At 33.8% G+C, this 23,719-nt stretch carries 21 protein-coding genes; all 21 read left to right on the top strand.

The features are described 5' to 3' along the window. The first annotated feature begins 207 nt into the window (after positions 1-207). The 21 genes from SFA27_RS13545 (at position 208) to SFA27_RS13445 (ending at position 23,667) form a co-directional block, all read left to right on the top strand. Entirely contained in the window at positions 208-990 is a 783-nt protein-coding gene (locus SFA27_RS13545; RefSeq protein WP_202271290.1) for a hypothetical protein, read from the top strand. Positions 991-994: 4 nt separating this feature from the next. Then, positions 995-1,822 carry a hypothetical protein gene (locus SFA27_RS13540; RefSeq protein ID WP_407292696.1) on the top strand — a complete coding sequence of 276 codons (828 nt, stop codon included), beginning with the start codon at positions 995-997 and terminating at the stop codon, positions 1,820-1,822. A gap of 10 nt (positions 1,823-1,832) precedes the next feature. Next, positions 1,833-2,597, top strand: coding sequence for a hypothetical protein (locus SFA27_RS13535; RefSeq protein ID WP_202271288.1), 765 nt, complete (start codon positions 1,833-1,835; stop codon positions 2,595-2,597). Positions 2,598-2,633: 36 nt separating this feature from the next. After that, positions 2,634-3,152, top strand: coding sequence for a DinB family protein (locus tag SFA27_RS13530; protein ID WP_407292693.1), 519 nt, complete (start codon positions 2,634-2,636; stop codon positions 3,150-3,152). Positions 3,153-3,218: 66 nt separating this feature from the next. Continuing rightward, complete coding sequence (locus tag SFA27_RS13525) at positions 3,219-4,352, top strand: hypothetical protein (protein WP_407292691.1); 1,134 nt, start codon at positions 3,219-3,221, stop codon at positions 4,350-4,352. A 303-nt stretch (positions 4,353-4,655) separates the two neighbouring features. Beyond that, a complete protein-coding gene (locus SFA27_RS13520; protein ID WP_407292689.1) occupies positions 4,656-5,177 on the top strand; it encodes a hypothetical protein in 522 nt (173 codons plus the stop codon). Positions 5,178-5,192: 15 nt separating this feature from the next. Beyond that, positions 5,193-6,851: a hypothetical protein gene (locus tag SFA27_RS13515; RefSeq protein ID WP_407292687.1), complete on the top strand. Its 1,659-nt coding sequence runs from the start codon at positions 5,193-5,195 to the stop codon at positions 6,849-6,851. A gap of 241 nt (positions 6,852-7,092) precedes the next feature. Next, positions 7,093-7,929 (top strand): helix-turn-helix domain-containing protein, encoded by an 837-nt coding sequence (locus SFA27_RS13510; RefSeq protein ID WP_407292685.1) that lies wholly within the window; start codon positions 7,093-7,095, stop codon positions 7,927-7,929. A gap of 86 nt (positions 7,930-8,015) precedes the next feature. Then, positions 8,016-8,564 (top strand): YbhB/YbcL family Raf kinase inhibitor-like protein, encoded by a 549-nt coding sequence (locus tag SFA27_RS13505; protein ID WP_407292683.1) that lies wholly within the window; start codon positions 8,016-8,018, stop codon positions 8,562-8,564. 706 nt (positions 8,565-9,270) lie between these two features. Then, complete coding sequence (locus SFA27_RS13500) at positions 9,271-10,731, top strand: tail fiber domain-containing protein (protein ID WP_407292681.1); 1,461 nt, start codon at positions 9,271-9,273, stop codon at positions 10,729-10,731. A 94-nt stretch (positions 10,732-10,825) separates the two neighbouring features. Beyond that, entirely contained in the window at positions 10,826-12,271 is a 1,446-nt protein-coding gene (locus SFA27_RS13495; protein WP_407292679.1) for a hypothetical protein, read from the top strand. A 1,494-nt stretch (positions 12,272-13,765) separates the two neighbouring features. Then, positions 13,766-14,689 carry a helix-turn-helix transcriptional regulator gene (locus SFA27_RS13490; RefSeq protein ID WP_407292677.1) on the top strand — a complete coding sequence of 308 codons (924 nt, stop codon included), beginning with the start codon at positions 13,766-13,768 and terminating at the stop codon, positions 14,687-14,689. A gap of 340 nt (positions 14,690-15,029) precedes the next feature. Further along, positions 15,030-15,767, top strand: coding sequence for a hypothetical protein (locus SFA27_RS13485; protein ID WP_407292675.1), 738 nt, complete (start codon positions 15,030-15,032; stop codon positions 15,765-15,767). Between the two features lie 107 nt (positions 15,768-15,874). Beyond that, entirely contained in the window at positions 15,875-16,291 is a 417-nt protein-coding gene (locus SFA27_RS13480; RefSeq protein WP_407292673.1) for a transposase, read from the top strand. Next, positions 16,267-16,608, top strand: coding sequence for a transposase (locus tag SFA27_RS13475; RefSeq protein WP_047375575.1), 342 nt, complete (start codon positions 16,267-16,269; stop codon positions 16,606-16,608). The genes SFA27_RS13480 and SFA27_RS13475 overlap by 25 nt, the downstream gene beginning before the upstream one ends. A gap of 284 nt (positions 16,609-16,892) precedes the next feature. After that, positions 16,893-17,342 carry a transposase gene (locus SFA27_RS13470; protein ID WP_407292671.1) on the top strand — a complete coding sequence of 150 codons (450 nt, stop codon included), beginning with the start codon at positions 16,893-16,895 and terminating at the stop codon, positions 17,340-17,342. A 281-nt stretch (positions 17,343-17,623) separates the two neighbouring features. Next, a complete protein-coding gene (locus SFA27_RS13465) occupies positions 17,624-18,136 on the top strand; it encodes a hypothetical protein (RefSeq protein WP_407292669.1) in 513 nt (170 codons plus the stop codon). Positions 18,137-18,400: 264 nt separating this feature from the next. Then, on the top strand, positions 18,401-20,032 hold the full coding sequence (locus SFA27_RS13460) for a tetratricopeptide repeat protein (protein ID WP_407292667.1): 1,632 nt from the start codon (positions 18,401-18,403) through the stop codon (positions 20,030-20,032). A 633-nt stretch (positions 20,033-20,665) separates the two neighbouring features. Continuing rightward, a complete protein-coding gene (locus tag SFA27_RS13455; RefSeq protein WP_407292664.1) occupies positions 20,666-21,004 on the top strand; it encodes a hypothetical protein in 339 nt (112 codons plus the stop codon). Between the two features lie 597 nt (positions 21,005-21,601). Then, positions 21,602-22,600, top strand: a complete 999-nt coding sequence (locus SFA27_RS13450) for a terpene synthase family protein (protein WP_407292662.1) — start codon at positions 21,602-21,604, stop codon at positions 22,598-22,600. Positions 22,601-22,632: 32 nt separating this feature from the next. Beyond that, a complete protein-coding gene (locus tag SFA27_RS13445) occupies positions 22,633-23,667 on the top strand; it encodes a terpene synthase family protein (RefSeq protein WP_047375564.1) in 1,035 nt (344 codons plus the stop codon). The last annotated feature ends 52 nt before the right edge of the window (positions 23,668-23,719 follow it).

Here is a 23,719-nt window from a genome sequence, read left to right as displayed (position 1 = left end):
TCATTTACATTTTGTCAGTTCTATGTTTACAATTTGTCATCATCATTTGTACTTTTTTTAATTTCCTGTATCAGAAAGGGCGATAATTTTGATATCTCAAAAATGAAAATGCCAATGTTTTTTTTACTGATCTCATATTATATCAGATTAAAAAAACACTGTTTCCTGCATTTTTAATTATTGGATATTATTAATGAATCATAGGACATGAATAGAAAATGGACAATTGTTGCTGTAATTTTTTTAAGTTTTTGTGTAAAAGGTCAGGTCGGAATTAACACAGAAACCCCGGAAAAAGACCTGGATATTAATGGAGACATTTCTTTACGGAGAGAATTCAGGGTTGGCGGTAATGAATTTATACAGGGAGATCCCGGACAATACGGACAAGTATTGGTTTCCAGGGGGACCAATGAACCTCCTCAATGGAAGTTTTTAAACATTCCGTTTTTAGAAGACAGTGAAATAAAGCTTCAGCAGAGTTATGCTGTGAAAGATGAAACGGGTATTGACTTTCTCACAGGTGAGGGTGACGGGAATTACATCGGGATACTGGATGAACCTTTAACCGAAGCATGGAAGAAAATAACAGATCTCAAGACTATTATTGAGGTTGGCCGGGCAAAGAATAAAGTGGCGCTTTTTTTTCAAACCGGAGTAGAGATGTCTTACGTGAACGGGGCTACCCATACGAGATACATTTGCGGGGTGTTTATGGATAATCAGCTAAAAGCAGTACGGGGGGATCAAATTAATTTATTTTCAGCTAAGACCGCTAATCATCAGTCGTTATTTACCCTGATCTATACACTGGATAATGCTCCGGTGGGAGTTCACACCATAGAAGTTGCATGCAGAAAAACATTTACAGATGCTCCTACAGCCAGTTTTGCTATTGGTAAAACAGCTTCTTCCACTGTTGCAGCGATCACTAATAATTTTATGCTAAAGTCAAACCTAAAGATTGATATAATGGAATATATCAGATAAAACTATGATGAATATAATGAATGTAAGTACTTTTTCGGTCTTTTTACTTGTACAGTTAGGTCTTTCATCTTCTCTTTCGGGGCAGGTGGGTATTAATACCAATAAACCGAAATCAATGTTGGATGTAAATGGAGATATGGTAATCAGGGATAAGATATATGTGGGAGGAACAGATGCTGTAAAAGGAAATCCGGGAGTTCCGAAACAGGTGTTTACCTCACAGGGTGATCATCATCCACCCATATGGAAAACACCCAACATTCCCGAAGTAAAAGATTTTAATTATTACCTGATCTACAATAACGTTTTTGAAGATGAAACAGGAGTTTTACTTTGGCAGAAGACATCATCTTTATTGCCTGAAGATTATCTTATGACCAATTTGCCGGCAGGGTACTGGAAATCTATCGCCGGGTTAAGCGGAAAAGTATTCAAAGTAAGCAGTACTCAGAACAAAGCTTATTTTACCTTCGAAACAGTGGCCCATCTCCGTGCTGATGAAGATGGGGTATTTCCTGCAACTGATTTTGCATGCGGTATATTTGTGGATAAGAAGCTTAAAGGAATAAGGACTGCAACGGTAAGACAGGTAAAATTAACATTTCCTTTTACAACTGTTACAATGCTTATTGTTACCGAAGGCCTTGCAAAGGGTAATCATGTTGTAGATGTTTTGTGTTCGCGTTCTAGGGACTTTAATAATGCAGGCTTTTATGATCTTGCCATTGGAAGAACTGTAGATAACATCAATCTTAATGATTTTATGGCCAGATCAACATTGAAAGTTGAAGTATTTGAAATACCGGAAGAATTTGAAATAGTAACCCCTTAAGTCTTATATTATGAAAAAACACATATTCCTGTCTTTGATTTTATGTCCTATTGCTTTTTCAGCCCAATTCGGTATCAATACAAGGTCTCCTTTAACAACTATGGATATAAATGGGGATACAAATGTCAAAAATAAATTATATCTTGCTCCTGCCGGAATACCTGTTATTGGGGACGTCAACAGCCTTATTACATCTAATGGGGAGCATCAAAAACCAGAGTGGACAAAACTCATGATTCCAGCCGGATACAGGGGAATGTTGAATCTTACCTATGTTAATCAGAAATCTGACGAGAATGGTCTTTACATAGAAAAAACAGGATTTGGAACTTATACTAAAGATATTCCTCTTAGTAGCAACTGGAGCCAGATTCCGGGATTGGAAATGAATTTTAATATTTCTAATCCTGAAAACCGGGTCTACACTAATTTTCAGACAGCTGTACAAATGAACCTGGTAGGATATCCGGCAGGAAACAGCAGTTTTGCCTGTGGCGTATTTGTTAACCAAAAACTTAAAGGGGTACGGGTTGATTTGCTTCAGGGACCTGACAAAGCGTATAAAATTTTTACGATAAATGCTATGTTAAGTAATTTGCCTACTGGTGTTTATAATGTGAAGGTAGCCTGTAGGGCAAGGGAAATAACCAGTAATAATGTTCATGTTGCTGGAAAAATTGCATTTGGAAGACCTGTCAGTTCGTCTGATGTTCAATTGAATGGAGAGATGGCAAAGTCAACGTTAAACCTGTCTGTGCTGGAAGTATTACAATAATCTATCTTATTTTTAAACCCTTTCAAAAATACTTGAATGAAAAGAACAGAGCTTGTCGCTACTCCTGATTATTTTGACAGATATATCAATTTAGTTGAGGATATTGATCTATTTGATGCATTTGATGATAGCATTCATCAGATAGATATGCTGGATGTTGATGTACTGAAGAAAATAGGATTAAAAACTTACCTGCCCGACAAATGGACTATACCTGAAATCCTTCAACATATAGCAGATGTAGAAAGACTATTAGTTTCCGGTACACTAAGATTTGTAAGAGGGGAGGGGGACTACATTATTTCTTTTGATGAAATAGCCATGGCCAGACATTCCAGGGCCAATGCCAGAGACGTTTCCCGGATTCTGAACGAGTTGAAATCTGTAAGATTTTCTACAATTGAGTTATATAAAACCTTTGATGATATAGACTTTCAAAAGTCCGGAATCAATTGGAAGCACCTTATATCTGCTGACGCTATGGGATTTAATATAATAGGGCATCAGATTCATCACCTGAAATTTATAGAAGATCATTATTATCAGTTCGCATAAAATTTACGATAATAATTTAAACAGGATCAAATACAATGAAGTTTAATGATGATAATGTAATTAGAAATGGAACTGCTTGAATATATTTATCTTTCTCTTCCTATGGTATCATCTCTTACCTGCGGAATACTGTTTGTTGTTGCCTATGTGCAGCAGCTTACTAAAGCAGAACAGCAAGCAAAAAAACTGTTGGGAATGTACTTTGCTTGTATGGTTATTTACTGGTTGGTTGTTCAGATGTACCCTGTATATAATTCAGTTTTAATATACTTTATTCCGTTGATTTGTTTTGTATTACATGTAATGCAAGTGGTGTTTTATCATTTTATATATCTGCTTACTCCTTTGCAGAAGGCGAATGAGCCTTATGCAAAATTGCATTACATTATACCCCTGGGTCTACTTGCGGTTTCAACTGCTTTTATGGTTATCTTCACTGGTGTTCAGCATTTGCAAAATAATGTTATTTCAGCCGTTTATGCACCTTATATTTTCTTTTCAACTATTTTTTTTATACTGTGTTATACGGTTCTGGAATGTAGTAGAATTATTCGGTATAAAAAAAGAATAATAAGGGATTATGGTACTGAGAAATGGAAGAATATGCGATGGCTGAAATGGATCACTGTTCTGAAAATCCTGTTTATTATTGTATTCGCTTTCAATCGTATGAAGCGGGATGAAGCATTCTTTCTTCTGGCACTGTTGATATGTCTGCAGCATTTAATTATTGTATACAATGTACTAATGAGGAACTATACCATATTGTCTTTCTATCATAATCAGACCATCATGATCACCCGGGGACAGGTGATCTCTTTATCAGCTCGTTCTGAAGATACATCTGGAGGAAAGGTGAAAACTATTATCAGCGGGGAAGAACTGGAATCTTATTATAGAAAAAATAAGCCGTATCTGAATTCGACACTTAAAATTAATGATGTGGCTGACCATTTTAAGATCAACAGGACCTATATGTCCGGATTTATTAACAAAACATTTGGAGTCAATTTCTCACAATACAACAACCTCTGGCGCCTGAAAGAAATGGAGTCTCTTCAGCAATGCCATAAACATAAAGATAAAAATCAGGCAGATCTTGCCCTAATGGCCGGATTCAACACCACCCGATCCTATTGGAGGGCAAAAAAATTGCTCAGGAAAGAAATGAATATAAAAACTGATGAATATTATACTTAAGACTTTGCTGATTTGCTCTTTCTTCTTAATAACTATAGTAAGTCCTGTAAAGATTTAATTTATATTAAACCAGTGTGTTGTAAAAAATATAAATTACAATTGCTGATTTGTCAGTTATACTTTTTACGTTTTTTTTCATCCTTCGATATCTAGACGGGTACTTTTACCGTCATAAAATCTGGTAACTAGACTATTTATTCTGGTAAATGCGCAATTGTGCAGAGATATAACTCCTGATCGTTTTTGATGAATAAGAAGTATATCCTTATTACTGGTTTTTATTATTATTTGAAAAGTAAAATTATGATCAGCAAAATGTTAAGAGCTCATTTTGCAGGAATATTTCTTCCTGTGAGTTTGTTTGTTTTTATGCCTTGCAATGGGCAGATTGGTATTGGAAAGACATCGGTGGATGGAGACGGGATACTGGATTTTGGCGATTCTCCAAAAGGAATTGTACTGCCTTTATTACCTGATCTTCCTGCTAGTCCATCTCCCGGAACTTTTGTGGTGGACAACAGTGATCTGAAGGTAAAAGTATTTAGTAATGGAAACTGGATTTCTTTAACGGATGTCCCTGGAAATTCAGATAGACGTATGATAAATCCATCTGCTGAAACCGGTCGGGGAGTCATCATTGGGGCTCCTGATTCTCCTGCGATAGGAGTATTGGTCCTGGAGTCTGAAAATAAAGCACTTATCCTGCCTAAAGTTGCCAATCCCCATCTGAATATTCCCAATCCTGTTATTGGGACTCTATGTTATGATACAATAAGCAAAACCCTGGCAGTATTTGATGGTAATCAATGGCATTACTGGAAATAGCAAATAAATAATAGTATGAAAAAAATTGAAAAGAAATTACTGGCAATGGTAATGCTGATTATCATGTTACCTTTTACCGCCATGAAGGCGCAGCAGTGTAACGAAGTGGTTCCCACGTTAAATCTTTCTATGAGCAATGAATTTTCACATTGTCCCGGGATCAATACAAGCATTAATACTAAAGTTATTTCAGGAGATATTCCTCAAGGAGCTGAGGTAAGATGGTATGATAATCCTAATGCTTCCGGAAGTATGGTAAATGGTGGAAATATTACTCAGACAGGTACTTATTATGCCTTTTATTACCATATGACGACCAGCTGTTATAGTCTGCCTTCAGATCCGGTTTCCGTCATATTACTTTCGGATACTCCGGTTTATCTTAATAATAAAGCCCGGTATTTTGGTTTCGGTCAAACGTTTAACCTGATAGCGTTGGAAGATACTTCGCGTCTACCTGTTGGGGTAAGTGTTTCTGTAAAGTGGTATTCAGATGCTTCAGGTACAGTTCCTGTTCCTAATCCTGCGCTCGTAAATTTTACCGGACCCTCCAGCCCCGGGCTGCCCCCGACTACTAAAACTTTTTACACCAGATATGAGCAAAATTTTAACGGGCAAATCTGTAAAGGGCCCCTGCAGGCCGTGGAAATAAAAAAGATTGCTCCTTTCCCACAGGTAAGACTGTATACTGATACAGAATTTGATGATCCTGCTGTAACAGGGGGTATGGGATACAGAATTTCAATATGTGAGCCAATTGATCTGACTTTGTTAGAAGTTCCGTCTGCTTCTGGTATGGTAACCCCGGGAACAGTGGTAAAATGGTATTCGGTGGGTAGTGTTAATGCGGATTTACAGATTAATGCTAATGTTGTAGATCCTTCTTATTGGACTAATTTATTGGAAGTTCCAAATCCACATGCTTCAGGGGGAGGTACGGTTTTTCCCCGTTATTATGATCCGGCAATCGATTATTATGGTCCCAAGGGATACCATGATGCAAATAAAGCATATCATCAACTTTCTGGAACTTATAGAAAGTATGCATCACCACGGTTGAATATTTCTTCTAATAATGTGCCTCCAACACCATGTACAAATCTTCCCAATGGTGGAGAGCCGTTTGTCCTTATGCCTCAACTAACTGTTTGTCCGGGAGAAAAAGCTGACCTTACAGTTCCTGGTATTATTCAACCCTGGACTTCTGGCGGGGTCAATATAAATCCTCCAAACCTATATTGGTATACCAACGATCATCATGGAGGAGATCCTGTTGCTGATCCGTCAGCAGTAGAGGCAGGTATTTACTATCCTTTTTACTATTATTCAGAGTTTAAAATTTTTCGGCCAATAAGGTCAACTTCTACAGTAACTGTGGTCGAAAAACTTAACTGTAATGAATGTACCAAGCCAGGTAATACTTCAGTTCCCGCAGATATCTCTCTGATAGGTATTTCATCATTAGAAAATCAGCCTGATGGCTGGCCACAGCATTACAGCGCTTTCATTGTTTTGGGCTCAAAAACGAAAGGATTTGTAATGACAAGAATTGCAGGGACTTCACAGATTACAAATCCTGTTGAGGGAATGCTGATCTATGATACCGTGGAAGGTGATATTAAGCTTTATAATGGAAGTATCTGGAAAAAAATTGAAAAAAGCTGTAATGAATAACCACTTTCATTTCTTACCTTTTCTTAATTTTGAAGAATATGAAGAATTTATGGGAAATAAAGTCTGAAAATGACCTTTTGACTAGCTTAAAAACAGTAAAATTGATAAAATAAAATATAAATAACGGATAAATTGCCATTAACAATATTTGTATTTCGATTTTCCCATCAATGCAATGCATAGCCCAAATGTTGTAAGCAATACTTTCCATAAATGTGGATTCAAACAAAGAAAAAAGTAAATGAAGATCATCACCCTTCCTGACGAACTCAATGTAGACCAATCACAATCCGTTCATATTTTTGATTATCAAAGTTCAAAGGAAATAGCAAAACAACAAATTGTATTAAACCAAAATACATTCAGTTTTCTTACCGAAGGAACTAAAGACGTTATTTTTGACAATTCAGCTCTGTCAATAGATAATTCTAAATTCCTCATCATGAAATCCGGGCATTGCCTGATGACCGAAAGGCTCTCAAACATCCGGAATTATAGAAGTGTGCTTCTGTTCTTTTCAAACGAAACTTTACTGAAATTCATCCGGAAAACTGAACTAAACCAAATCAAACCCACTGAATATAAATCCGTTTACTCATTTGGCTACGATGAATTTACGCAACGATTTGTAAGCAGTTTGTTGGATATTTCCAAACTTTCAAGAGATACACAAAAGAAATTGCTTGTTTTGAAGCTTGAAGAGATCATACTATATCTTACGGAAATACACGGGACAGAATTTCTTTATTCGCTAATAGAAAACAGTAACGATACTACACAAAAATTTATCCGCACTGTTGAAACCAATCAGTTGAGTAAACTGACATTAAAGGAATTGGCTTTTTTGTGCAATATGAGCATATCCACTTTTAAAAGAGAATTTGAAAAACATTATGCTGAATCACCTATCAAATGGTTTCAGAACAAAAGGCTGGAACATGCTCATTATTTGCTGAATCAAGAGAAAAAAACTTCAACTGAAATTTATTTTGAAATGGGTTACGAAAGTTTATCTAGTTTTATTCAGGCCTATAAATCAAAATACGGTATTACGCCAAAACAACATCATAAAAATTGAGCTTTTATCAACAGTTTTTGAACATTGTTCTCAATTTATTTGGTATTATCCAGCCTAATTTTGCTTAAAATTTAAATCATTATACAATGAAAAAAGCAAATTTGATTTTAGTGTTGTCTTTAATTTTCTCAACAGCACTTTTCGGACAAAAAACATTTACGTTATTAAGTGAAGATTTGGGTGGAGAAACTACCAAAATACAAGAGTTTAACGGATTTGGTTGCTCGGGAGATAACCAATCACCTCAATTATCATGGAAAAATGTACCCAAGGGAACCAAAAGTTTTGCTGTCACAATGTACGATCCTGACGCACCAACAGGAAGTGGATTCTGGCATTGGGTTATGTTTGATATTGCTGCCAATGTAAACGAACTAGTAACCAATTCAGGGAATGTTAAATTGAATTTAGCTCCAAAAGGTGCTGTCCAGAGTATAACGGACTACGGAATTAAAGGGTTTGGAGGACCTTGCCCGCCTGAAGGACACGGATTTCACCAATACATTATCACTGTTTATGCCCTGAAAACCGATAAATTAGGATTGGATGAAAACAAAAATCCCGCAATTGTTGGTTTTAATCTCTGGAACCAGACGTTAGCCAAAGCGAGTATCGTTGCTTATTACAAACGATAAAATAAAAAAATGAAACGGATTGAAATTTAATTCTCAATCCGTTTTTTTTTACTCTAACTGGAATTTGTATGTTATTGACTGTTCTTAAAGGTTTCTAAAATTTACTGCCTCAGATGATCGATATGATAGTAAACTCTTTTACGAAAGTACCCGAAAAAAAGTTGCAATGAATAAATTTAGATACCCATATGGATTAAGAAATTTATACATTATTTTATGAGAATTCTACGGTAAAAAATGCTGAATAAGATTTGTTTTACTATTTTTTATCATAAGAAATAAGAGCCGTAACTGTAAATTGTTACATTGATTTATCGATTTGTTACTGATTTTTTTTATTTTGTAATATTAAGAATATCAGCTGTTTGTAAAATTGTAAAATAAAATTGATGATTTGTCAGTGAGGCTTTTTACTTTTTTTTCTTCATAGCACCGGAGACCTTTTTACTTTTGCCATGTCAATTAAGGATCAATTGATAAGAACTGGAGAATCTACTAAAGTTTTTCCAATACATATTAATACACAGTTTCATATGTCTGCTGCAAGGATTGCTTATTTAGAGAAATCTTCTTTTCCTTTTTCTTGTTTAAATAAGTTTAAATCTTAGAACAGTATTTATAAAAATAGGTGCAACATAAAATAATTGGTAGAATGATATAAGGTTTTTCCGTAGCGAAAAATAGTAAATAATTAAACAAAAATGTAATGAAAAAAATAATGATTACAGGAATACTTTCTGTATTTACTTCAATAAATATTTTTGGTCAGGTAGGAATCAATACCACCCAGCCTCATTCATCAGCGGCTTTAGAGGTTGCGGGAGACAATAAAGGTTTTCTTCTTCCACGAATATCATTGACAGCAACAACAGACAATACAACCATTGCATCCCCGGCTACAGGGTTGCTTATTTATAATATCGCTACAGCAGGAATATCTCCCTATAATGTAACTCCCGGACAATATTATTATAACGGGACTCAATGGATAAGGTTATCAGATGCAGCTCCCGGATGGAATTTAACAGGTAATTCCGGTACTACTGCGGGTGTCAACTTTGTGGGTACCACAGATAATACAGATGTCATTTTTAAAAGAAGAAATGTTCATGCCGGACTATTAAGTGATTACCAGACCTACAATACTTCATTTGGAGTGAACTCCTATAAAGGATCTGCCAACGGAATCCAGGGAATTCGTAATACTGCAATTGGTTCTAACAGTCTTCACGGAAGCTCACTGGGTGTGGTAACCGGATCAGATAATACTGCAGTAGGAGCCAATAGTTTATTGGTAAATGATGCTGAACAGAATGTAGCTGTAGGATCAGATGCTTTGAAAAATAATACCAGTGGTGATAATAATACAGCAATCGGTTTTGCTGCTTTAACTAAAAATATTACAGGACGGTATAACATTGCCAACGGGTCATCTGCGCTGAAAGAAAATACGGAGGGCTTTTTCAATGTTGCGATTGGCGGCTGGGCATTATCGAGTAATAAAAATGGAAGTTCTAATACAGCAATTGGTGGGTCGAGTCTTTCTTCTAATGTAACTGGATTCTATAATACTGCCATCGGTTATTTAACAATGGAAGCAAATAAATCTGGAAGTTTTAATGTTGCGATTGGATATGATGCACTTTCAAAAAATTCTTTGGGATCAGAGAACATAGCAATTGGTCATGGAGCAGGTACTTTAACAAATAATCTTAAAAATACAATTGCTATTGGTACTATGGCATTTGTGAATGAATCCAACAGCATACAATTAGGGAATGCAGACATCATAAAAATAACAGGTCAGGTACCCTTTACTACCACTTCCGACCGACGATTTAAAGAAAACATTCAAACAATACCATTGGGACTGGATTTTGTAAACCAGCTTCACCCGGTAGAATATATTCGTAAGAATAACAAATCAAAAACAAAAGAATGGGGGATAATTGCCCAGGAGCTGCAAAACACGCTTCAGGAGACCGGATATCAGGATGCAGGTATTGTACAGGAAGACGGGAGTGAAAACAAAATGCTTTCTGTCCGTTATACAGATTTAATAGCTCCTATGATTAAAGCCATACAGGAATTGACAGAGCATAATAAAATGCTCAATAATAGAATCAACCAGCTGGAAATGAAATTAGAAAAAGTAAGGAAAAAGTAATTGCTTATGCAGTTCAGATCGGAAGTTTTTATAATAATATATTATATAAAGCTTTTTAAATAGTAAAAATAGTAGATCATTAAGCAAAAATGTAATGAAAAAAATCATAATTACAGGAGTACTTTCTGTATTGACATCAATAAATATTGGGGGTCAGGTAGGAATCAATACTGTTCAGCCCCACGCCTCAGCAGCTTTAGAGGTTGCAGGAGATAATAAAGGATTTCTACCTCCCAGAATTGCCCTGAAGGAGATCAGGGACAGTATAACGATTAAAGATCCGGCAGCCGGACTTTTAATATATAATACAGCTGTAGCAGGTAACAGTACAAATGCTGTTGTACCCGGGTATTATTATTGGAGCGGAAATAACTGGACCTTGTTGTCAGATACCCAAAATACATGGGGAACTTATGGGAACAGTGCGACCAATCCTGGTACCAACTTTATAGGAACTACAGATAATCAGGATCTGATATTCAAAAGAGGAGGTGTTATCGCAGGAAAATTAAGCGGGGTAGGAATTTATAATACCTCTTTTGGAGTAGGATCTTACAAAGGAAATTCAGGATTTGTAGGACGATGGAATACAGCAATAGGATTTGAAAGTCTTAAAGGAGAAAATGAAAATATGGTTGCCCATGACAATACCGCGGTTGGTAGTCATAGTTTGACATCAAATTATAATGGTGAAGGAAATACAGGGATAGGTTATCAGGCATTAATGTTGAATAGAACCGGGAAGTGGAACGTAGGAGTAGGACATCAAAGTTTAGGCAGCAACAAGACAGGTAATTATAATACAGCTCTTGGGAAAGGTGCCTTAACACACTTAAATGATGGATCTGAAAATACAGTAATTGGCTTTCTTTCCTTAGGTAATCTCCCATCAGGAAGGGATAATGTAACATTAGGAGCCTATGCAGGACAAAGCTTATTGATGGGTAATAGTAATATTATAATAGGAAAGAGCGCTGCACGAAACCAATCCTCCGGATCAAATAATATTGTCATTGGTTCTGATATCGACTTAAAAAATACTTCAGGGAGTAATCAGCTGAATATAGGAAACAGTATTTATGGTGTTAATGTGAATGCGGGAGGTAATAGTTATGCCAGTATAGGAATTAATACAGCTTTACCAGGTAATGCTTTGGAAGTGAAGAGCGAGCAGTCTGGTGCTTCAGGAGTAAGACTTACGAATTTGGTTAATGCATCGAGACTCGGAACTAATAATGAGGGAGATATTATTGAAATACAGCCTTCTGTTAAAAAAATCACAGCAAATTATACGATTACCGGAGCTGATGAAATTATTTTAGCAGATACTTCATCTTCAAGTATTCATCTTACTTTGCCGGCTCCATCTCAAAAAGGTAAAAAAATAATTATTAAAAAAACAGATGGTTCGGCTAATAATATTGTAGTCCAGTCGCAGAGTCAGATTGATGCTCAGGCTGATATTTCAATTGTTCAGCCGTATTCAGGTGTTGTTGTTTTGGACGATGGAACAACCTATTGGGTTATCGGAAGAATTTAGATAAAAGAATAATTAAATATGTGACAAGATTTATTTGTAAATAGTATATTTCAGTGATTTAATCTCACTAAAAAGTTTGAAATTGAATTAAGAATTCTTCTTACACTCTTTTAGTCGCTAAAGAATAGTATTTGTATTTGTTTGGATTTATATGTAATTATCTAATGATTATAAGATTTACCACCTGTTAAGGTAAAAATGCGTGATCAAGAGTATTTAGTTTTCTTAAATCCTCCAACAAAAAGTTCGAGTTTTGTACCAATGGGTCACTTAAGGAGACAACAGTTAAAGTTTGTCTCCTTTTTTGTGTCTGCATGTTGTTGTATTTCAATGTATTAATTTTGAAATATTTATAGTTGGATTTTTAAACTATATCCTTTAAAAGCCTGAACAAAATTTTCTAAAAAAATGCTTTTTGTTTTATCCCGTGAGGTTTTTCAAAAGTTCGATTTCTCATTAAGGTTTTGAAACTTTCTTTACTATGGGTTTCTTGTAATTCTTTGCCATAAGATATAGAAAGTCTACTATAATTGTCATTTCATTATAATCTACTTGAATACCCTTTTTTGCTAATAAAGCAATGACTTGTTCTACTGAGATATTTTTATCCGCTATGTCCAATTCAGGGAAGCCTTGAAAAAATCAACAAACTGGTTGTCACCTAATAGTTGATTTTGTGTGTTAATATTTTTTAATTTAATATCATGTAATTTTCTTTTCAGGCATTTGGAATTAATTAGATACTCTTTTTTTAATTGGTTATAGTCATCGAATTTCAATATTTCTACAACAAAAAAAAATTCTTGCCTGTGAAAGAGCAATTGTTGAGAAGATTTGCATTAACCCTGGTTTTACAGCGCGCATAGCAATGATAATAGGGATATTTTTTGTCTTACCTTGAGAAAATGCTTCCGGTTAGTTTTCTGCCACAAGTTGGACATGTTAAAAATCCTCTTAGAAAAAACACTGCTTCCAAATTATCTGATTTGGCTGTAACCTTTCTTTTTGTATTAATGCCTAGTTTTATGGAAATCTACAATGCTGCAACGGGGAGTTATCATTGGTGGAATTCTCTATATGGTTTGTCTGTTTCATTGCTATAAACAGAGCGCTATGGTGAGCTTTCTCAAATTACAATATAACTTCGTTAGAAGGATATTGTAAAAATTCAGATTAATAATTATTGAGTAGTATAAAACAAGGCTTGGACTAACAATGCAGCATCTTAAAATAATTACAGAGAAGAGAATTTTTTCTAAGAAAATTTTATGGTTTTACCCTGTGACATGAGTATGGAAGGCTTTAATTTCAAGTGAAATTTAGATTTTTGACGAGAAAAATCTGTTATTTTCGGAATTTCTTACAACTAAATCAAGGAGGTAAATTGTTGTTATTGGCTGTGTTGCAGGTGTATTTTCTTGAGTTTAATGTACTTGGATTAAATGACAGATATTTTGGTGAAAAAATGCTCTATTTTGGATTATATAAATTATCATGTTAAATTATATAAAAGAAAAAAGGCAGCTGGCTGCTGATGAGATTGAGTATGAAAAAAGTCTTTACTTTGATATTTATACTCTTGTACTTGTATTGATTCTTGGTTGCAATGTAGTCCTGAATGTTTTCTTTCTAAATCAACCTGTGTATGGTGGAATATTCTTCGGAATGGTTCTTTTTATGTTGTGTACATTGCTTTGGCCGGATAAGATACGGTTTAACAGGTATCTTTTAATGCTTCTTTTCTGGTTTCTGGGATTGGTGATTTTTTATTGTGATACCATAAGTGGAAACGGAGCCATGAACTATCTGTCATATATCTCTCTTACCATCGCTGTAGCATTTTTTTTTGACTATGATAAGGATAAGTATATCATTTTTATGCTTGTGATTACCTATGTAATATTTTTTCTGATCAACATCATCACGGACTATTCTATATTTTCATCTCTTCATCAAAATCTCTCTCCTGTAAAACTTTGGTATATAAGAGTTTATAAGGCGTTGGAGATCTCCTTTTGCACTTTTGTTGGGATGTATATTATACATAGGAAGGAAAAAATGATCATAAAATATTATATAGAAAAAGAGAAGCTTAATGACTTTATAAAGAAAACAGATAAGATAAGTTCGTCCAATGAATTGTATGAATTAGCAATGAGTAAAAACTCACTTTTTATTACCTATTTTAAATCTGAGTTTCCTGAGTTTTTTGAAAAAATTTTAGAAGTCTGCCCAAATCTCATCTCATCAGAACTGGAAATATGTGCTTTATTAAAACTAAACTTAACCACAAAGGAAATTTCAATTGCGACTAACACAACTATCCGTGCTGTGGAGAATAAAAAGCATAGGATTCGTAAGAAAATTAATCTTCCTACAGAAACTGATTTGAATCTATATATTATAAAAACCTTTTAATTATTTACTGATATTCAGTTTGTTATTTACATTGAGTATAACTAAGTAGGTGTGAAAGTAGATGTGAAAACTGTTTTTTTTAGTGTTAGGATTCTTTTTATCTAATATTGCACCTGTCTAGAAAATCAAGCAGTTGTATTTTCTGAAATAAAACACAAATGTCTTAATATATAGCTGGGAATATTATTTCCCAGCCCTCTCACTGGGGATAGGATATTACTTCTCCGGATCAATTTAATATAAGGGATAAAGATATTGAATAGTAATTCATTGGGTTTACAATGATCCCTAGTCATAGAAATAATAAAAATTATTATATAATCCTTAAGTAAAAAACATTATGAAAAAATTTAGTTTCCTGGCAATTTTCTTTTTTGTCAATGCCTATAGCCAAGTAGGAATCAATACTGGAAATCCAACTGAAATATTGGATGTTAATGGTAATGAGAGAGTACGAATACTTCCCAAACATCAGACGGCAAATTCTATTTTTACAAAACCAGACGGTTCGAAATCAGATAATAAAGATCAGTCATTTATAGCAACTAAAACGGTGGTAGCAGATGCAAATGGAGTTTTGGGATATGTTGACGGACTACCCAAATCCAGTGGTGGAGGTTTGGATATAGGAGATGCTATTACACGAATTTATTCCGTTCCTGCTGCCACTGCTCAGTCTAATACATTTAACTTAAAAAATTATATAGTAGCCAATGGTTTGCAGCCCTTACCGTCAATAGATGGCTTGGAAATGAATTTACAGGGAGTTAGTCCGAGTTTTTATGACCCTCGAATATATAATATATCGAATGGGGCTTTACTTGTCAGCTATCAATCATTTGCTACGGTCGTTAATGAAAATGAAACTTCATTAAATAACAATCTGCAGGCAGGAAGTTATCTTCAGATTGATGCTAATGATGTAGTATATTGGACTACAACAGCAGCAGAGGTTGAGACTACAAATCTTCAGGTGCAGATTGATAATAGTACTTACAGGTGGTACGAATTTAAATGGTGGTGCATGGAAGTATCAGGACAAAAGAAGATTTTTATGTCGGTAGTTCGTAAAGCTTAAAACTGAGTGTTTTTAGTGTGGGTAACATACTTGTGAACAATTGCAGTAATCCGGTTAGTAAAGGAAAAGCTCCATTGATATTTAAACTCACTTAAAATACCCTTGATTTGGATTTAAAAAACATAAATATTGGAGAATTAATTAAAGAAACCGTAGCGCAAAATGAGGTAGAAATGTCCCGTATCTGTAGTTTTCTCAAATGCTCCGAAGAAGAGGTCATCAGCATGTATAACGAAGAGAATCTGGATACTAATACACTACTGCGTTGGAGTAAATTACTTGAGTATGATTTTTTCCGAATCTATTCTCAGTATTTAATACTCTATAACCCGATTAAAAAAGGACAAAATAAAAATATAGAAACCCAATTACCCCAATTCCGTAAGAATATTTATATGAAGGAAATGAAAGATCATATTCTTGAAAAAATCAACAAAAGAGAAAAAAAAATCAACGAAGTTGTAGAAGATTACGGAATTCCTAAAACAACACTATACACATGGGTGAAAAAATACAACAATTAATGCCTGATTATAAAATGATATATTATGATATCCTTTTCGATAGATCTCCAGAGAGAATAGAAGAATTTAAAGAGTTATTTGAAAAACCAACATTGTCCGTTTTGGAGATATTGCAGATAAACCAGAAAATTTTTGGAAAGGCAGATAAGTCAGTAGAAAGATTTAATCAAAGACACAGATCCTACAATTCCAATGACATTTTTGAAATATTGGAATATCAGAAAAAAAATAACATGAGTAATATGCAACTTGCCAATCACTTTAAATTAAGCAGAAATACAGTAGCTAAATGGAAAAAACTATTTCTATTTAGATAACATGGGGATTTAATAAAACAATTCTTGTTAATGGAATAACTTTTTATACATGGAAAGGAGATCTTTTAGTCTCCTTTCTTATGTGAAATTGGTTGTTTTGTTAAGAATTGTTAAAAAAAATGCTTTATAAAATTACCCTTTCCACTTCTGGAACAGTCTCTTTTTTTACTTCAGGTCTTTTTATGCATTCACTTAAAACCATATTGTTGTACTGGAAATAGAACTGGAATATACATTTTTAGACTTAAAATATATAGAATGGATCAATAAAAGCAAATGAACTTATGATGGATTTAAAACAAATTAATATCGGACAATTACTTGAGAACAGTGTAAAGGAAAATCATATTAAAATAGAAAGCTTGTGTGGCTTTTTTAATTGCGAAGCTAAACAGATTGAACAGATGTATAGCTCGGATGCTTTGAATACGGATATTTTAATCAAATGGTCTCAGTTATTACAATATGATTTTTTTAGGTTGTACTCTCAACATTTGGTTTTATATGCTCCTCCGAATGCTAATGGATATAACCAGGTAGAAATCAAAAAAAAGGTACATACTCAAGAGCTTCAGGTTCGTAAAAATATTTATACAAAAGAAATTATTGAATTTATCATCAGAAGAATCAATAAAGGAGAGATGACCAGAGAAGAAATCATCAGTAAATACCGGATCCCCAAAACAACCCTTTACAAATGGCTGAATAAGTATAGTGAATATATGGAAGAATAAAAGCAGAAACATTCTTTTGTTTGTTAAAACTAACTGCTGTAGGCATAATTTCTAACATGTTTAGAAGGTGTTATTTAAGCCTGTGAGCTTTTTGACAACATGATAATGGACTAAATGCCAATAATAATAAAAATATAATGCTTTAATTTTGATAATTAAGAAACTAAATATAAAAACAATAGAAGTTCTATTGAATTTGTTAGAGATTCTGAAGAATAGACCATCGAATAAAAATGATGTAAAGAAAATGAGTAATTAAAGTTTCAAAGACTTACATAAATATGAGAAATGATTTTTTCCAAAATTATTATGCTTGGACCAAAGGTGAAATAGAACAGGGAAAATGGATGGTAACCGCTGCGGTTCTTCTGGTTCCTGTCCTGATACTGCTCGTGAAAAATAGTAATGTAATTTTGCGTGGGATGACCCTGCCGCTTTTTCTACTTTTTGCAGTTAATATTGGATACGGAGGCTATTTACTGATGAATAGAAATCAACAGGGACAAAAAGTGGAAATGCATATAAAACCATCCGCTGACGAATCTCTTAAAAATGAATCCCAAAAACTAAAAAAAGATCACACTGTCTTTTTAGTACTGAAGAAAATCTGGGTTATATTAATTATTACTTCTTTAATATTATATCTGATGACGCCTGAAGGTTATTATAAAGGTTTAGCACTTGGTTTTGCCATAATGTTTGTTGGTCTGTTGACAGTTGACACTTTGCTTCACCATAGATTAATGCAATATCTTGAGAGTGTTGATTTAAAAATAGAATCAGTATCAAAATAAGCTGAAGGTAGTGATTGTGTTATCAACACTTATGCTCTTTTAATACTCAATTTAAATTGCCTTAAATTGGATATAATCTTAAGTATCTGGTTCATTTCTATTCAGAAATTGTAACGAATTAAAGCGATGATTTAATGGTGTTATCTATTTGTAATATAGAATGTTAATTGTGATTTATTATGTGATGGATTCCGAAAATATAACAAAAAAACTTAATCGAGGTGCTTGAATTAGTGTTTATTTTGCATATTATAAACATCAACCATGAAAAATTTTATCTTCCTCATATTGTGTTTCTTTTTTAGCAGTATCTATTCCCAGGCTTTATCTGAAAAAGATCTAGACAAAGAGATTAATGAACTAAGGGAACTAAGCAGTGCTAATCCTAGAAAAGCGATTCAACTTTCAATAGAAAGTTATAATTCGGCAAAAAAAATAGACTATAAGAAAGGAATGCTTGACAACCGTATGATCCAGATGGCAAGGTATTTTGATCTTGGAGATTTTAAAAAGGTAATTGAAATCAGCAAAGAAGCAGAACTTCTGTCAAGCAACCTAAATAATGCGGAAGATTTATCAAATACCTTCAGACTCAGAGCTTCAGCCTATACTGAGCTGGGATTCAATGATGAAAGCTTAAAAGACTTTACCGAAGCTTTAGAAATATCTGAAAAGATCACATCTTCTGATTCCAAGTTTTATTATAGAGCTCTTATCTATACAGGGATAGGAAGCTATATGGCCCATATCAATGCTCCCGTAGATTCTGTAATGTCTTATGAAAAAAAGACATTGACTGAAGCTTTGAAGATGAGTGCTGATAAAAACTTTGTAAGTAAAAAATATTACCTGATTTCCAATGTTTATACGAATTTGGGAATGATGAATGTAGCGAAGGGGTACCCTAAAAAAGCAGAAGAATATTTTACCAAAGCTTTAGAAATTTGCAGAAATAAAAATTACTCAATAAATGTACAAACAGAGATACTCGTTTTAAACGAATTTGCGTGGCTTTATTTTGATCAGAAAAACTACGACAAAGCTATACAATATGCTAAAGAAGCTGCTGTTATGGAGAAACAATTCAGTTTTCCATACATCCGAAGAGATATTTATGAAATTCTGTTTAAATCCCAAGTAGAGAAAGGAAATAAAGAAGAGTCTTCCGAATACATGGCGAAATTTACCAAGTTGAATGATAGTATTGTAAATGCAGAAAAGAAAACGATTAATACTCCGATGAAACATATTTTATCTGAAAAAGAGAGTGATAACCATGATTCAATGAATAGAATATTGATAACAGGGGCAGCTTTATTTGTTCTTTCAATATCAGGAGGATGGATCTATTGGAAAAGAAGAAATAAAATCTTACATCAAAATTATGAGGGGATCATCGAAAACTTAAAAAAAGCAGAATCTGTATCTGCTGAAGAAAAGAATGTTCATGTTGATGCTCTGGACATAGAAAATGTTGGAATTATCGTCTATCCCCATGAAAAAACATCAAACCTTATTATTAAAAATAATACTGTAGATAGTATTTTGTCAAAACTGAAGAAAATTGAAAATTCACAGAAATTTATCAAAAAGGATTTTACACTCACATTTCTTGCCAGTGAGCTGAATACAAATCCCAGATATTTATCTGAAATTATAAAACAACATAAAGGAAAAAGTTACAATAATTATATTAATGGATTAAGAATTGGCTATATTACCAATAAACTCTATAAAAACCCTGTATACAGAGAGTACAAAATCAGTTATCTGGCAGAGGAATGTGGTTTTACATCCAGGGAAGTCTTTGCAGTTATTTTTAAAAAAGAAACGGGAATGACTCCTTCTTATTTTATCAGCCAGTTAAAGCAAGAAGATTTAATGTATTTGCAATAGCTATTTTAAGTGGATCATAACATCTGGAAACTCCTTACTTAGATTAGGAGCTTGTTATGTTTATTGTGATTTTTTTTCATTTTTATTAAAATTCTATAAATAGAACTTCAAAATTTCCACACTATTGATCAAGAGATTATTGTGTCTTAAAATTTTGATTTTAAATTGATTATAACCTTATTTATTCGGAAAATCTAACATGAATTCTTTTCATTTTAGCCAATAAACCCATAATCTTGCAGAAAAATAGATAATAAACATTGTTCCCATTGAATCAATTGATGCAAGTGATTTTATTTACACTTAAAATACAACTGATGAAAAAGAATATTATAATCAGAATTTTGATTCCCTCAATCACAAGTTCTGTTTCCATTCTTTGTTGTTTGGCCCTTTCCACAAGGGCCTGTTTTTTCGTGATGAACAGATGAATGATTTTTATTCTTTGCATCATCATTCTTCATTTCAATATTAATAAAAGGTAGAAATTACAGATATGGGTATGTAGGGTATATCATTTAGGGAAGTACGGCTATAATTGCTGTAATCCTGATAGAATATAACCTTATAGCTCCATCATCAGACCTGTTTGTTGTAAAAACTACGTCTAATAAATGTCCTAAAATATTAATTATGGAAATTGATACTTTAAAAAATCAACTCGCAGTGCTATTATGTAATGATTTTAATACATGGCATACTGTATTGAACAATACTCAGCCGGAAGGTTATATTTGTGATTATTGGAAGGTAGATATTGATTCAAAGAATATCAATATTGATCTTAATTCCGGAATGTTTGCTGTTGATGATGGTTTTCTATCTTCATATATAACGTTCGTTAGAAATGGAAATAAACACAATGAGTTTTATAATAAAGCTTTTACAGTGAAAGGGAAGTTTAAACATAAGGGAGAAAATCTATTTGAATTGAAAGATATTGATGTAGGTATTGAAATAGATATATTTTAGATCGTGTTACTATTTTGATTTTTCGTAGTTTAATATTGTTAATTATAATTATTTATTTTGAATGAATTGTTAATGTTTGGAATGGTTGAATTAGAAAGAAATTCCGAATTTATTACAGCTGTTTTTGTTTCGAATGTGTTTGTTAACTATCTAGTTATTAGTATTTTATTTTTATTTTTTTTATTGAAAATCAATTTTAAGTGAAAAAAATATTGAATGTATCTTCTTTTTTTTAACTTAGTGAAACAAAATCCAATCGTAAAAAATATACTAATAAATAATAATTGATAAGAATTTGATTTTTTTTAAAAATATTTTCTAATAACTTGCTCTCCTCACTATCCAGGCAGGTATTATATTTAATATAGAACCGCACGTTAAATCAATCCATTGCTTATACCGTCGACAGTGATTGATTTGGAATTAATTCTTCCAACCTCATTTTACATTCCGATAATAAAACAACTAAATATTCAGACCTCATTTTAAGTCTGAGTTTTATGAGTTTTTGTACATCATCCTTTGTCCATTTGTTTCTCAAGTTGGGTGGATATTCGGATGGTAATTAGCCTGTGTCAAATTCAAAAAAATAAGACTATGAACACACTTGAACTACTTAAAACCCAATTTAAGTATCCGTTCCCTACATTAAAGAACCCTAATGCGGATCTATTGCAGGAAATAACAGAGAATCAATGGATTGATGGAGAGTATCTTTGGCTCTACGAACAAAACCCCAACCTTCGTAAGAAGTATAAGATGACCAAGACGGCACATATTGCTTCCCATTGGTTTCCTACGGCTTCTCCTGAACGATTGAGGCCAATTTGCAGACTGATGTTATGGACCTTGTATAATGATGACCTCTATGAAGAAAGTGAGCTTGAAAACATCGAATATGTACATGCACAATCAATTGCTGTACTTAGGGGTGAGGTTACCGGTGAAGATTCCGGAATCCCTTTGGGTAAAATGCTGGCTTCCTTGAGACAGGAGTTGTTACAGTTTATCCCGGAAGAATCACTTTTCCGTTTTACACAGATGATTGATAAATATTTTATGGGATTGAAAACAGAGCTGATCTATAAGAAGAACAAAACTTATCCCAGTGTAGTAGAGTGTATTGCTTTACGCGAAAACTCTATTTGCCTGTATCCTTTTCTCCAACTTACTGAAGTAGAAACAGGAATCGTTCTTCCACCGGAAATTCATGCAAATCCGGTAATACAGCGTTTACAAACTTTAGCCTGTCATTTGGTTACCTATTTCAATGAAGTTCAGTCTGTCTTGAAAGATGAAGCTACAGACAGCGTGTATTATAACATAGTGAAGGTCATTCAGAACGAAAGACAAATGTCTCTGATGGAGGCATGTCTTGAAGATTTACGTCTGCATAATGAAGACTTGAATGAATTTCTAGCACTGCAAGTCTCTCTTCCGGATTTTGGTGAATGGCAGGAAGCGGTTATTAATTGGGTACATTACATGAGCATGGTTTTGAGTGGTTGGAAGAATATATCTACAAAGTTGGGAAGATATAATGCTATGGATTTTCCGGATGTCGGAGAACTGAGGGCAAAACTAAATGAAATATAATAATCATATAATCTTAAATACATAATAAACCTATGAGTATCAGAGAAGAATTAATTGTTCCTAAATGCTATTATCCCTGGGAAACAGTCCAGAGTCCTATTGCCAATGCTTTTGATGAAGAGGAAAAAGAATGGTATGACAATGACTATACTTTTATTTCTGAAGAAGGAATAAAGAGATGTAAACCTCAATTTTTGTCTCGGGTTGCCACTTATATGAATCCAACTTGCAAAAGTATTGATCTTATGCGCCCCTGTGCAAGGTTGATGATCTATATCACCATTTTTGATGATTATTTTGGGATAACACCAAGAGATGAATTGAAAGTTATGGCCGATAGAGTTTATGAGGTAATGATGGGGGATGAGCCCAATCCGGATGAGATTGGAATCCTCCGACAAATGGCACAGGCAAGAAAAGAATGGCTGGCCAATGGAATGCCCCAATTTTGGATAGACCGTGTCTCCATCAATTTCTATGAATTCATCATGTATGGCATGGCAGAGGAAATTCCTTTCAGGCAAGTAGAAAATAGAACCTATCCCTTGCTTGCCCATTATCTGAGTTTCAGGAAATACTCAATCGGAATGTGGCCTTACGGTGACCTGATAGATCCTGCCACTGACTCCCCGTTACCTGTCCACCTCTACAATCATCCCATTGTACAGCGCTGCAGGGAAATACTTTCTCTGGTTATTGTTATTCAGAATGATTTTGCCTCTATAAAAAAAGAGCTTGAAATAGAAAGTGAAAGTTTGAACATCATCTTCATTCTGAGTAACCAGTATAATCTATCATACCAGGACTCTTGTTCAGAAGCGATGAAACTGCATGATGCATATTGCCAGGAGCTTGATGATTTGCATAAATCTCTACCAGATTTTGGAGAATTTCAGGAAGTAGTATATGATCATATCCAACATATCAAATTACAAATAAGTGGCTGTGCAAACTGGTATTATAATTCAGGAACCAATCGATATGAACCAAAAGGATTCATTGTTCCACAATATGGAAGAGAGGGTGATGAAATTGTAATACCTCATAGTGTATTCGTTAAGAAATAACGGATGGATGTTCCATTGTGAATAATATATAATATTCTCTTGAAAAGTAATA

This window comes from Chryseobacterium sp. HR92 (genome assembly GCF_045689405.1).
Lineage (GTDB): Bacteria > Bacteroidota > Bacteroidia > Flavobacteriales > Weeksellaceae > Chryseobacterium > Chryseobacterium viscerum_A.
This window is presented reverse-complemented; position numbering and strand designations above follow the sequence as displayed.